We start from the raw sequence: 12,769 nt of genomic DNA on the forward strand, positions 1-12,769 counted from the left end.
GATGGTGATTGTCTTTTTGGGGTTTATCTGTACAGTGACGACTGTTTTCGTGCCAAAAATTGTGCTCTTGGTTTCGACCCATGACCCTGAAAGGGTCCAACAATAATAACCCCAGGAGAAACCCGGGGAATTGGGGCACACCACACCCAAACCCCAGAACCACGGAGTGGTTCAACTCAAAGGCACTTCTTCGCGGGGAGGAATATATTTTGATAAGCCTAACCTTGTTTCAGGATGAGGAATGGTGGGTGAAAAATGGTAGGCTTCGAAAGGTTGATTGTTGCCTCCGCCTTGTTTTCACCACCCCCTTTTTCCCCCTCCTAAAACAGGAGGGGGAAAGATCGAATCGTTGTTTTCGCCTCGGAAGAGTTTGATTTTAAGAAGACGCTGTACCGTCATTCGGGATTGGTAATCCCCCAGAACAAAGTCTGAAGCATTCCTCTAGAAAAGTATAGGCTCTCAAATCCAAACTATTTTTTCGAAGACGTGCAGCCTGCGGATTACAAATCCGCTTTATCTGTTCTCGAAATTGCAAATTTCGAGAAACGGAGTGTTTTTGGTGACTTGCACCATTTCGGCCTTCATTCCTGACCTCCTGTGAAAAAAATACCTTTTCGGAGCGAGCAACAACGTTCCACATAAAAAACCTTCGCGTCCTTCCTGCAAAAGGCAGACAGGCGTGCCTCCTTTGTGTTCTTAGTGACAAAAACCTTCCGAAGCGAAAACCAACCTTTCGCCTGTAAACAAGTCTCTAAGTCCCTAAGTCTCCCGGTCTTAAAAATTACCAAAAAACCTTCGCGTCCTTTGTGCCTCCTTTGTGTCCTTAGTGACAAAAACCTTCCGAAGCGAATCCAACTTTTCGCCTGTAAACAAGTCTCTAAGTCCCTAAGTCTCTTCGTTTCGAGTATGTTATGGCTAAAATCACCCTTAATGCTGCTATGGATGTTCATTTCTCTCTTTACTTCCTTACTTTTTGGCCCAGAGACTCCGCTCGGGACAGGCTTTGACCCAAAAAGTCGGAGATCCCGATCCTAATATCGGGGAAACAAAAAGGTCAAGACAGGACGAAGACGGGAGTCTTCGGGCCAGGATGTGGGGGGAGCTGCCCCACGCACACGCCAGCCGCACGCCCGGTTTTCCGTCGGCCCACCACCAGCGGAAACGGTGATTTTTCTACCATTTTATGGTGTGGTTCATTCAACTGACCTTGTCAATCCTCATATTTGGAGGCTGGCAGCTGCAGTATTGCTTTTATCGCTTAAAGCTACTATTTCTCGCAAAATTCGCTCATTAAGGCATTTCTTTGTCACGAATCAAACCAAAAAAACCTTCGTGCTCTTCGTGCCTCCTTTGTGTCCTTAGTGACAAAAACCTTTCGAAGCGAAAACCAACATTTCGCTATAAACAGGTCTCTCCGTCACTTAGTCTCTAAGTCTCTCTGTTGTCTCCGTGCCAGAGGCAGGCAGGCGAGTCAAGAAACTTCAGGAGAAAACCTAATTGAACGGTACAAATCCCGCAGATAACTCGGAATAGGCTTGATGATTTACAAACTTGATTCATTATCTTTGAGTTAAAATAAATAGCTATGATAACCAAAACCCAGATAATAAACTCTCTTGATAAACTCCCTGAGAACCTGACAATTGATCAGGTTGTAGATCACCTGATTTTTTTAGAGAGGGTTCAGAAAGGGCTCGACGATTCTGAAAATGGACAAATAAACACCAAAGAGGAAGCCAGACAAAAACTCAAAAAATGGTTAAAGTAGTATGGACGGATTCGGCAATCGACGATTTGAACGAGATTGGGGAACATATATTAAAAGATTCTGAGAGATACGCACAATTGACGGTAGATAGGCTATTTAATGCTGTTGATATACTTGAAAGCCATCCACTGTCAGGTAAAATGGTTCCCGAATTTCAAAACGATAAAATTAGAGAGTTAATAAGATTTAACTATAGAATTGATTATCGCATAGTTGATGAGTATCGGATTGATATTATTACAGTTCACCGATGCGAAAGATCGATTAGAAACGCATAAGATTTTCCTGATTCTGATATCGAATGACGCCAGACAGCGTGATATTTTCGGATAAAAATTCTAGGAATATACAGTTTTATACTTGGTGCAGGGTAACTACCACTCCCCAGCACTACTCCACCTTCCCCCTGCCCTTTTTATTTAACTTTCCCACCAACCCATGGGAGGTTGTGTGCGTTTTCCATTCGGACGATGGGTAACTCCCACGGTTTCGGGGACTCGTCCCTAGGTCTGTCTTTCCGTCCAGAATAAAACCAAAAAAACCTTCACGTCCTTCCTGCCAAAGGCAGGCAAGCGTGACAAAAACCTTCCGAAGCGAAAACCAACCTTTCGCCTGAAAACAAGTCTCTCCGTCCCTAAGTCTCCCGGTCTCTACGTTTCGAATCAAACCAAAAAAACCTTCGCGTCCTTCCTGCAAAAGGCAGACAGGCGTGCCTCCTCTGTGTCCTCTGTGACAAAAACCTTCCGAAGCGAAAACCAACCTTTCGCCTGTAAACAAGTCCCCCCGTCCCTAAGTCTCCCGGTCTCTACGTTTTCGAATCAAACCAAAAAACCCTTCGCGACCTTCGTGCCTCCTCTGTGTCCTCTGTGTCAAAAACCTTCCGAAGCGAAACCAACTCTAAAGTCCCTAAGTCTCCCGGTCTCTACGTTTCGAATCAAACCAAAAAACCCTTTGTGCCCGGAAAATCAGGTTCAATCTGTCTTACTATTTTTGGGGAGAAATTCTGATCAAATAAAAGCTTCAAGAGGATTTGTAGTTTGTGCTCCTTATCTGCGGCGGGGACTTGGGGACGGAGGGGCTTTAATAATGCCAGAAATAAAATTGACAATTAACCATTAACAACATTCGTAATTCACCACCACTCCTCGCAGCCCGTAATTCTCTATTCGTAATTCACAATCCATCACTCATAATTCATAACCCAAAATTAAAACCATCCATCAAATGCCAAAGATTCAGGTCTCAGCCAGAGCAATAGGGGAATTGCTAATAGCCCCCATAATCTTTTGCTTCTCTGCTAACATATGACTTAATTTTCTCCCAGGAATATTTCTGAAACATAGTGGGATTGGGTTGGTTATCCGCATCGTCGAAATAAGTCATACTTCGCAATGCTAACCATTCATTGCCATCTGATATTTTTTCCCTGTAGAACGCCATCACCTCAGGCATCGAAAATTTGTGAAGTAAAAAAAATAGGTCAATAAAATCCTTCTTGGAACCCCGCTGTGTAATTGCCGCAATTTTCATAGCGGCAATATCTTCTAAAGCAGCCATCCTAAGGCCACTCAAAACAAGTGGCGGTTTTACCCAATGATAGGGATAATTGACAAAATCAACCTTAATACCGTTAACTAAATATATCTGTATTGACTGACTTCCTCCAAGCTTCTTAATGTGGTCAAACCTAGCGAGAACGTTAGCAAGGGTTAACTCATCCATACTGTGTTTGCCAAATAGGTCGATATCTACAGAATTGCGGTGTCCAATTTGCAGTGCTAAAGCAGTACCACCTACTAGCCGAAGTGCATCGAACTCATCGATAATCATTAAACTTTCTAATAATGCCAAAAGCTCGGCTGATACTGTCTCTCGGTATAGCATCTGAATTCTTCCTTTGGCAAATCTAAAACTAAGCTTAAAAAGGCGATACTAAAATCGTCAAGCACCCGTATGCCTATTACGATTTCTCTCATTTCCTCCTTTGAATACGCCTTCTTTATTATCTCCCAATCCTCTATGCTTCCATATCCCATGACCCGCTCAACGATAAACGCACGATGTTGATACCAATCTATATCCTCAATCGGCGTATCCCAAAATAGGTGGCTGGATAAAGAATAGATGTCCTGTTTTGAGTTTGAGTCGGCTTTCATCTGTTTATATTTGTTTTTCAATGGTCAGATGGAATGCCCTAGATAATCATCCTCCTGTGTGAGAATTCTTTCTCATGGGCATTTCATGTGTTTATAATTGCTTTTTATTGGTCACATAGCCTGCCCCTGCCTGCCCCGAACTTGTTTCGGGGAACTCGTTTCGGGGGAATCTGGCAATCTTAATCATCCCAGTGTGTGACGTGCTCGTCATGCCCTGACTGCCGTCAGGACAGGCTCGATTTCATAACCTAAATATAGGCTTTTTCAGGCAATTTTAAACTGCCAACCGCCCAGATCCACTATGCATTTTGACATCATCGTTTGGATTAACCGATCCGGTCAGGATAAATTGTCCTTTTGCTTTCCGGTCATCCACTTCGTGTCTCACGTAATTCCAAATTTCAGGTTGTTCCTGCCATTCATCAATAAGCCTAGGGATATCACCTGCCAACAGAAGTTGGGGATTTGTTGCCATGATCATTGGAACCTGTTTGTTCCTGTCCATTTCCAAAACACTTTTTGCAAACTGCTTGGCTGTTTCTGTTTTCCCACAAGACTTTGGCCCTTTGATCAAAACTGCACCCGAAGCAGATAATTTTTCGGATAGGCCTGCTTCGATTATTATAGGGATATAAGCCATAACCACTCAAATTAATAGCGTTTAAAGCTATAAAAAATTTAGGATTGTGCAAATTTATGATTTTTTATTGTGCAAAATTAAGGGTATTTATTATGCGAATTTTAGGATTACTGTTGGGTTAAAACAGGGTGTTAATCTTTAATCACTATAGGATATTTATACTATAGTTTAAACGTATTCAGTAGTAAGTGATTGTATGACCTAAAAACGTTAATCGACTCTAAGCCCCTTTATCTCTAAGTCTCCCTGTCTTTACGTTTCGAATCAAACCAAAAAAACCTTCGCGTCCTTCGTGCCTCCTCTGTGTCCTCTGTGACAAAAACCTTCCGAAGCGAAAACCAACCTTTCGCCTGAAAACAAGTCCCCCCGTCCCTAAGTCTCTTCGTCTCTAAGTCTCTCCATACCGAGTATGTTATGGCTATAATTACCCTTTAAGCTGCTATTGATAGCTTTTTCTCTTTTTACTTCCTTACTTTTTGGCCCCGAGACTCCGCTCGGGACAGGCTTTGACCCAAAAAGTCGGAGATCCCGATCCTAATATCGGGGAAACAAAAAAGTCAAGATAGGACGAAGACGGGAGTCTTCGGGCCAGGATGTGGGGGGAGCTTCCTCACGCACAAGCCAGCCGCACGCCCTGAGAAAATTCAGGGCAGGCCCTGTTTTCCGTCGGCCCACCACCAGCGAAAATGGAGTTTTTTCTACCATTCAATGGAGAGGACTCTCCTAGTTGACATTGTCCATCCTCGTTTTTGGTGACTGGCAGCTGCTGTATTGCTTTTATCGCTTAAAGCTACTATTTCTCGCAAAATACGCTCATTAAGGCATTTCTTTGTCACGAATCAAGCCAAAAAAACCTTCGCGCCCTCTGTGCCTCCTCTGTGTTCTTAGTGACAAAAACCTTCCGAAGCGAAACCAACCTTTCGCCTGAAAACAAGTCTCTCCGTCCCTAAGTCTCCCGGTCTCTACGTTTCGAATCATACCAAAAAAACCTTCGCGCCCTCTGTGTCTCCTTTGTGTCCTTAGTGACAAAAACCTTCCGAAGCGAAACCAACCTTCCGCCTGAAAACAAGTCTCTCCGTCACTTAGTCTCCCGGTCTCTACGTTTTCGAATCAAGCCAAAAAAACCTTCGCGCCCTCTGTGCCTCCTCTGTGTTCTTAGTGACAAAAACCTTCCGAAGCGAAAACCAACCTTTCGCCTGAAAACAAGTCTCTCCGTCCCTAAGTCTCCCGGTCTCTACGTTTTCGAATCAAGCCAAAAGAACCTTCGCGCCCTCTGTGTCTCCTCTGTGTTCTTAGTGACAAAAACCTTCCGAAGCGAAACCAACCTTTCGCCTGAAAACAAGTCTCTCCGTCCCTAAGTCTCCCGGTCTCTACGTTTTCGAATCATACCAAAAAAACCTTCGCGACCTTCCTGCAAAAGGCAGACAGGCGTGCCTCCTTTGTGCCCTCTGTGACAAAAACCTTCCGAAGCGAAAACCAACCTTTCGCCTGTAAACAAGTCTCTTCGTCCCTTTGTCTCTCTGGTCTCTACGGGAAACAAAAAGTCTCATTGTGAAAGGAAATGAGTATGTCCCGTAATCCAAATTTGAACATATCAATAACATAAAATTTTATGCAAAAAATTTTTAAATATTCTCAGAATAGTTTACTTTTAACTGAAATACAGCTGTTTAAAAAACGCTCACGGTTTAAACCCATTTTTCGCTCCCGGTTCCGTGTCAACGGAGTAGTACCCTTAATACAATAACTTAAATCTTTGAATCAGGCTATTAATTCATCTGCCTGGCAATTTTCGACCCCATTGACTTGGGGATTGTCATCTGATTAACCTGTAGGTCGGGCTGTAACGTGGAACCTCCTTATTGGAGGATAATATTAGTAGGAAACCTATTAATGCCATATTCAGCAACACCTATGGAAAAATGAAAAACACAAAAATTTGTATCTGTCTATTTCTGCTGGTCGCCTGTAACCAACTTGAAACCGCAGAAGATCCTCAACCACAAGCCTATTTGGATGAAATCGAGGAAATTAAAAAGTTGTATTCCCATGGATTGGGTTTGGCCATGGAGATAATCGAAAAAGAATCTGCCCGGCATAAACACTCAGAACCCTACCTGATGAGGGAACATCTTGTAGGCGAGATCGTGGATGTGATGGCAAGGGAACTGATGGGACTCGAGGAACCTATTGATGATAGGTTTCATATTGGGTTTCAGAACTTCCCAGATGCAGGGAACGACGCACGAGCTAGGATGAGGGACGAAGTGTATAATTCGGGGAATTATTTCACCCCCAACCAAAGCTCTTTGCTAAACCCGTTTATGGATGCTCTGGATCATTCGGCAAACCCTCATACCGCCAAAAACGTTGCCCTTTCCTTTCAAAACCAAATTATTCATTCGCCCTCTTTGAATTATGAGGAAAAGATCTCATTATTATCCATCAGTTCAGGAACCATTGTCTTCTCGGATTTCGTACTGGATGGCGGGATAGATAGAATAAAGGAAAAAGTGGTCGTCGATCATTTTGGGCAAGTTCAAACCTTGGGTTGTTCGGTAAATACTCGAAATGTATTTCTTGCTGGCGTTGTTGGAATTGGCTTAGGAGGAACTCGTGGCACAATTATAGGATGTACCGGGGGTACAGTAGTGTTTCCAGGCCTTGGTACCGCAGGAGGTTGCGTAGGTGGTGCAGTGATCGGTGGGGCATTAGGCTTTATTGAGGGTGTTAGCGCAGGAATTGTCGCAGAATTAATGGGTAGTTGTTTCAGATAATTTATCAAATCAAAAAATGCTGAAGTTTCTGTCAAAAAATTGGATAGGAATAGCCTTTATGAGCATAATGTTCATGTGGTTAATGCCTTTTGGAACATTTAATTTAACTCAAGTTGGGTTTTATCTCTGTATAATCCTAGCGGTTAGTTTGGAGTTTAGCATTAAGTTCTTCCTTAAAAAATACCAAAAGGATTACATGGGAAAAATCAAATAATGCAACTTCCATCGGTTAACCTTGTCATAACTTGAAAAAAAAATGGAATTCCGGTCGAAAAAGAAGGACAAAGGGTAGGTTTATCCTAGGAGGCCTGTGTTTTGCCGTTTTGTTGATGACATTTGGTTCTTATGGTTCCTTCAACCCACTCGAAGTTGGCTTCTATACTTCTTTGGGTGCTGGTGCTTTATGGTTTTTCCTGAGCTATCATGGTTTTAAATGGCTCAGAAGAAAAAGTGAAGTGTAGCCGGATAGAATGATATCCAATCCGAAAGGGTGATTCTTGTTACGGTCATCCACTGACCATGCCCTCCAGGTTCGGTAAACCTGGAGGGTTTGAATGTGTAAAATTTAGAAGGGTATGACTCGGGGGATTTTCACCTTTAGGATTCGAATAGGGAAATAATGATAAACAATGAGATCGATTACTAAAATAATCTTCAGCCTTCCCTTTGATATCATCTGGATGTCAGTGGTATTCATGTGGTTAATGCCCTTCGGAACTTTCGATTATTATCAAGTTGAATTCTACCTTTGCATTATCCAAGCCATAATAATAGCTAGTGTAATAAGGCTATGGTTAAAAAAGCACCAAAAGAACTACATGGGAAAAATCAAGTAAGTCCTGTAGGTCTAAAGGATTAATAACATTTAGGGCCACTGTCATTTCTATTGAGTAGATTAAATTTGGAGGCGAGAAGGTGCCTTAAAGGTTTTCATTTTTGCCTTGTTTAGGATGTAAAGAAGGCAAAGTACCTTAGATAGTAGGCATATGTTTTAGAAATATGTTCCTGTCAATATGGACACTTTAAAGAATATAGTCTTCCATGATTGGTTTGACATTACAGTGATGGCTGTGGGCCTTTTGTGGCTGGCACCTTGGGGGACTTTTTACGTCAAAAGTATAGACTTCTATATTTGTATAATTGTTTCCATTTTGAGTATCAAAACAACAAAGTTCCTTTTAAAAAAATACCAAAAGGATTACATGGGAAAAATCAAGTAATCACATAAGGGATTAGATATGATGTCTTTTATTGAGTCTAGGGAATTGTTACAGGTTTATCCAGTTCCTATTGGTCAAAAATTGTCTGAATTCGAGATGTTGATCTGTACCTCCGCCTTGTTTCCACCACCCCCTTTTTCCCCCTCCTAAAACAGGAGGGGGAAAGATCGAATCGTTGTTTTGACCCGTCCTAAAAAAAGTTTACATATTTAAATTTTATTCTCTGTTAGTCCTGTCACAAATTTACATCTAAATTTAATCCTAAAATAGGTTTACATTTACATTTATCAACTGAAGCGTAAGTCAGCTCTGCTGGAGAGCAACTGGCCAGGAATAGGTTGATCAGATAAGGTTGACCCGGGGCTTTCGTCCTGGGTTGGGGAATTGTCGTTGAGTCCTTTAATCCCCGAGCTGACGCACGGGGCTAATGGGGTTGAAACCCATGCGGGTTTCTTTGATCCGTTTGGAGAATGTGTCAGGTGTTACCCAATGTGAACTTAAAAGTGGTCTTTGTCATTGGGATTTTTGTATACAGTGGCGACCGTTTTCATGCCAAAAATTGTGCTCTTGGTTTCGACCCATGACCCTGAAAGGGTCCAACAATAATAACCCCGGGTCAACCCGGGGAATTGGGACATACACCCCCAAAGCCCGGAACCACGGAGTGGTTCAACTCCATTGCACTTCCTAGCTGGGAGGAATATATTTTGATAAGCTTAACCTTGTTTCGGGCTGGTGGGTGGGCGAAAAATGGTAGGCTTCGAAAGGCTGATTATTGCAGCCGAATTGTTTCCACCACCCCCTTTTTCCCCCTCCTAAAACAGGAGGGGGAAAGACCGAATCGTTGTTCTTTGCCCCGGAAGGGGGGTATTTAAGAAGCCGCTGTGCCGCCGTTCGGGATTGGAAATCCTCCAGAACAAAATCTAAAGCAATGCACTAGAAGAATAGAGACTCCGAAATCGAAAATATTTTTTACGAAGATGTGCAGCCTGCGGATTATAAATCCGCTTTATCTGTTCTCGAAATTACAAATTTCGAGAAGCGGGGGAAGCGGGTTTAATAAACCCCAATCAATTCTTTTATGCTGAGTAATTTATCAATGGCCAAAAAAGACAAATTACTTCCATCAATCACCTCAAAACCATCCCTTTCGGATTTAGTAAGTGCTTTAATTTCAGGAAATTTTTCCAAGGGCACAACAAAGGATCTGCCATTATCCAAATCGATTTCCAACAGTATATCCCCCTTAAACTGGACATGAACGATCGAAGGTGAGTTAACTAATGAATCCATAATCTTATGGCTTTAACATCCTTGTTTTCATAAAACAACGCTAATTGATCCAAAAGCGTTCTTTGATGTTTTTGGATCAGCTTCTCTATTTCCTTTAATTCCTTTTGGGTGAAATCTCCTTTTTTGCTTTCAACAAGTTCTATGTTGGGCTCCAACCAGAATTTACAGGATCTTTTAAAACCTTTCCTGGCATAAGTTACATGAATATGCTTTCTTTCCCGCTTATGGGTAAGGTATTCTATGGGGGGCTTAAAAAAGAAAAAGGCCAACAATAGGCCTATCACTGTGATCCATACCTGCTCCCGACGGCTTTGCCAAGCAGTCACCAGGATAAACCCTAATATCCAAAAGGCAGGGTTGATCAGGAGCTGGTGGGCAAGGAGTCTTATGAATTCATGAAGTTATGATTGGATCACAGATAAGGTGGATCTTCGGTTTATTCTTTGAGCTCCCGAATTATAGGCATTATTCTAAGAATCTATACCAGAAAATTATCCCATCCAATTTTCTATTGTTAGGCCGTCAATTTTACCAAAGTGTTTGGTGTTATTCGTAACCAAGACCAAATCATTTGAAATAGCAATACCTGCAATCAAGATATCAATATCATCAACCGCTTCCCCTTTCTTCCTTTGGTTAGCATAAATCTCCGCTGAAATTTTTATGGAATCTACGCTCAAGTTAATAATTGTGGAAGTAAAGCAAAATTCCTCAAAAATCTGAAGTTGTTTTTCAGCATTCTTAAAAGTTAAACCGCTAACAATCTCATAATAAGTGATAATGCTGATATTGATACGATCATAGTCCTTAAGATATTCTTGGAATTTAAGGAAGACTTTTTCATTTCCCTTCAAAAAATAGGAGATAATGTCAGTATCAATTAAAACAGGCTTCATTAAAAAAACTTTGTTCTGTCGGATTTCCTCCTATTCTCCAAATTGTTCGTTAACTCATCAAAAGTCTCCTCATCAAGATCTGACCAAGACCCCGCAAATGTCAAAACTTTCATTTTATTGTTTTCTGTTTCCAAAGATTCCAAAAACCTGGAAAGATCTTGGAGTTTCTCGGGAGAAAGATTTTCAATTCTTTTTATGAGTCGCTCTCTTAATTGCTTGGTTGTCATAACTTACCTCCTTTTACCTTATACCCTAAATTATTAACCAAAGTTCGTTTTTCCTATCCTTTTCTTTGCTAGTGAAAGTTTAATGGAACGCTCCATCCTGAACGGGCGGGCAGGAGCCGCAGACCGAATTTCTCAAAAATACTCAGCACCCTGGCTTTTTGAGCACCATTGGCCTTTATGTAGGGTACCAACATTCTCTTCTTTATGTGCTTTACGTTCTTTTTGTCCCCGATTCGTTGCGCTACTCGGGGTCAGAAAAATCCTACCTCGCCCACGTACCACCCGCACGCCCCTGAATGAGCCAGAGCAGGCCACTGACGGAAAGGTCAGGGCAGGCCACTGACAGAATGGTCAGGGCAGGCGCGGTTTACTGACCGCCAGCCACTTGCGGAAAAGGTGTTCTCTTTACCATTCGAAGCTTTTGATTTCGTCCGAAGGATTGATTGGTGTACAACCTAGGTGCCGTTAGGTACCGGATGTGGGTAGAGAAGGTATCCATTTAATTACGGCAAATCCCGTAAGGAAGGAACAGGTCATTATGGAATTAAGGAAACTACCTTTTCAGATGTATCAAAGACCACGACAGTGGTCAAACCCCATTAGCTCCGGGTGCCAACCCGGGGAAAAAGGCACAACAAAGCCCCCAGAACCCCGGGAGGGGTTCAACACAAAGGAACTTCTTCGTTGGTAAGAACTGGTTTTTGCAACCCTAACCCTCGTTACGGGTGGGTTGGGTATCGCAATTCATGCCTGGCTTCGGATGGGTGATATTCGCCCCCTCACTGTTTCCACCACCCCCTTTTTCCCCCTCCTAAAACAGGAGGGGGAAAGACCGAATTGTCATTGGGATTTTTGTATACAGTGGCAACCGTTTTTCATGCCAAAAATTGTGATCTTGGTTTCGACCCATGACCCTGAAAGGGTCCAACAATAATAACCCCGGGTCAACCCGGGGAATTGGGATACACTCCCTAAACCACGGAGTGGTTCAACTCCATTGCACTTCCTAGCTGGGAGGAATAATTTTTGATAAGCTTAACCTTGTTTCGGGCTGGTGGGTGGGCGAAAAATGGTAGACTTTGAAAGGTTGATCATTGCACCCGAATTGTTTCCACCACCCCCTTTTTCCCCCTCCTAAAACAGGAGGGGGAAAGATCGAATTGTCATTGGGATTTTTGTAAACAGTGGCAACCGTTTTTCATGCCAAAAATTGTGCTCTTGGTTTCGACCCATGACCCTGAAAGGGTCCAACAATAATAACCCCGGGTCAACCCGGGGAATTGGGATACACCCCCCAAAGCCTGGAACCACGGAGTGGTTCAACTCCATTGCACTTCCTAGCTGGGAGGAATATATTTTGATAAGCTTAACCTTGTTTAGGGCTGAGGGGTGGGCGAAAAATGGTAGGATTTGAAAGGTTGATTATTGCAGCCGAATTGTTTCCACCACCCCCTTTTTCCCCCTCCTAAAACAGGAGGGGGAAAGATCGAATTGGTGTTTTTGCGCTGGAAGGGGGGCTAATTTTAAGAAGACGCTGTACCGCTGTTCGGGATTGGTAATCCTCCAGAACAAGATCTGAAGCAAAGCTCTAGAAGAGTATAGGCTCCGAAATCCAAATTATTTTTACGAAGATGTGCGGAATGCGGATTACAAATCCGCTTTATCTGTTCTCGAAATTGCAAATTTCGAGAAACGGAGTGTTTTTATTGACTTGCACCATTTCCGCCTTCGTCCCTGACCTTCTGTGAAAAAAAACCTTTTCGGAGCGAGCAACAACGTTCCACATAAAAAA

Annotated in this window: 11 protein-coding genes; 4 read left to right on the forward strand and 7 right to left on the reverse strand. The window is 42.6% G+C overall.

Features of this window, described 5'->3' with window-relative positions; translation table 11 throughout:
• The first annotated feature begins 1,585 nt into the window (after positions 1-1,585).
• Together DB520_RS24890 and DB520_RS24895 are read left to right on the forward strand one after the other, a co-directional pair.
• Entirely contained in the window at positions 1,586-1,768 is a 183-nt protein-coding gene (locus DB520_RS24890) for a hypothetical protein (protein WP_114752503.1), read from the forward strand.
• Entirely contained in the window at positions 1,756-2,046 is a 291-nt protein-coding gene (locus DB520_RS24895; RefSeq protein ID WP_114752504.1) for a type II toxin-antitoxin system RelE/ParE family toxin, read from the forward strand. Before DB520_RS24890 ends, DB520_RS24895 begins: the two co-directional genes overlap by 13 nt.
• Before the next feature lie 988 nt (positions 2,047-3,034).
• Here the strand turns inward: DB520_RS24895 and DB520_RS24905 are convergent.
• The 3 genes from DB520_RS24905 to DB520_RS24915 form a co-directional block, all read right to left on the reverse strand.
• Positions 3,035-3,619 carry a nucleotidyl transferase AbiEii/AbiGii toxin family protein gene (locus DB520_RS24905; protein ID WP_198675452.1) on the reverse strand — a complete coding sequence of 195 codons (585 nt, stop codon included), beginning with the start codon at positions 3,617-3,619 and terminating at the stop codon, positions 3,035-3,037.
• Positions 3,607-3,924, reverse strand: a complete 318-nt coding sequence (locus DB520_RS24910) for a DUF6922 domain-containing protein (protein WP_114752507.1) — start codon at positions 3,922-3,924, stop codon at positions 3,607-3,609. The genes DB520_RS24905 and DB520_RS24910 overlap by 13 nt, the downstream gene beginning before the upstream one ends.
• A 274-nt stretch (positions 3,925-4,198) precedes the next feature.
• The gene (locus tag DB520_RS24915) at positions 4,199-4,564 is read right to left on the reverse strand and encodes an AAA family ATPase (protein WP_114752508.1); all 366 of its coding nucleotides are present in this window, start codon (positions 4,562-4,564) and stop codon (positions 4,199-4,201) included.
• Positions 4,565-6,486: 1,922 nt separating this feature from the next.
• Here DB520_RS24915 and DB520_RS24920 point away from each other — a divergent pair.
• Together DB520_RS24920 and DB520_RS27110 are read left to right on the forward strand one after the other, a co-directional pair.
• A complete protein-coding gene (locus tag DB520_RS24920; RefSeq protein WP_157972245.1) occupies positions 6,487-7,341 on the forward strand; it encodes a hypothetical protein in 855 nt (284 codons plus the stop codon).
• Between the two features lie 245 nt (positions 7,342-7,586).
• Positions 7,587-7,802 (forward strand): hypothetical protein, encoded by a 216-nt coding sequence (locus DB520_RS27110; protein ID WP_114752511.1) that lies wholly within the window; start codon positions 7,587-7,589, stop codon positions 7,800-7,802.
• A 1,815-nt stretch (positions 7,803-9,617) separates the two neighbouring features.
• Here the strand turns inward: DB520_RS27110 and DB520_RS24950 are convergent.
• The 4 genes from DB520_RS24950 to DB520_RS24965 all read right to left on the reverse strand — a co-directional run bounded on the left by DB520_RS24950 (position 9,618) and on the right by DB520_RS24965 (position 10,977).
• Positions 9,618-9,854: a DUF2442 domain-containing protein gene (locus tag DB520_RS24950; RefSeq protein ID WP_114752515.1), complete on the reverse strand. Its 237-nt coding sequence runs from the start codon at positions 9,852-9,854 to the stop codon at positions 9,618-9,620.
• Complete coding sequence (locus DB520_RS24955; RefSeq protein ID WP_198675453.1) at positions 9,842-10,180, reverse strand: DUF4160 domain-containing protein; 339 nt, start codon at positions 10,178-10,180, stop codon at positions 9,842-9,844. Before DB520_RS24955 ends, DB520_RS24950 begins: the two co-directional genes overlap by 13 nt.
• 165 nt (positions 10,181-10,345) lie before the next feature.
• The gene (locus tag DB520_RS24960) at positions 10,346-10,750 is read right to left on the reverse strand and encodes a type II toxin-antitoxin system VapC family toxin (protein ID WP_114752516.1); all 405 of its coding nucleotides are present in this window, start codon (positions 10,748-10,750) and stop codon (positions 10,346-10,348) included.
• Entirely contained in the window at positions 10,750-10,977 is a 228-nt protein-coding gene (locus tag DB520_RS24965; protein ID WP_114752517.1) for a hypothetical protein, read from the reverse strand. The genes DB520_RS24960 and DB520_RS24965 overlap by 1 nt, the downstream gene beginning before the upstream one ends.
• Positions 10,978-12,769: the final 1,792 nt, after the last annotated feature.

Origin of the sequence: Pleomorphovibrio marinus (genome assembly GCF_003347495.1) — a bacterium.
Lineage (GTDB): Bacteria > Bacteroidota > Bacteroidia > Cytophagales > Cyclobacteriaceae > Pleomorphovibrio > Pleomorphovibrio marinus.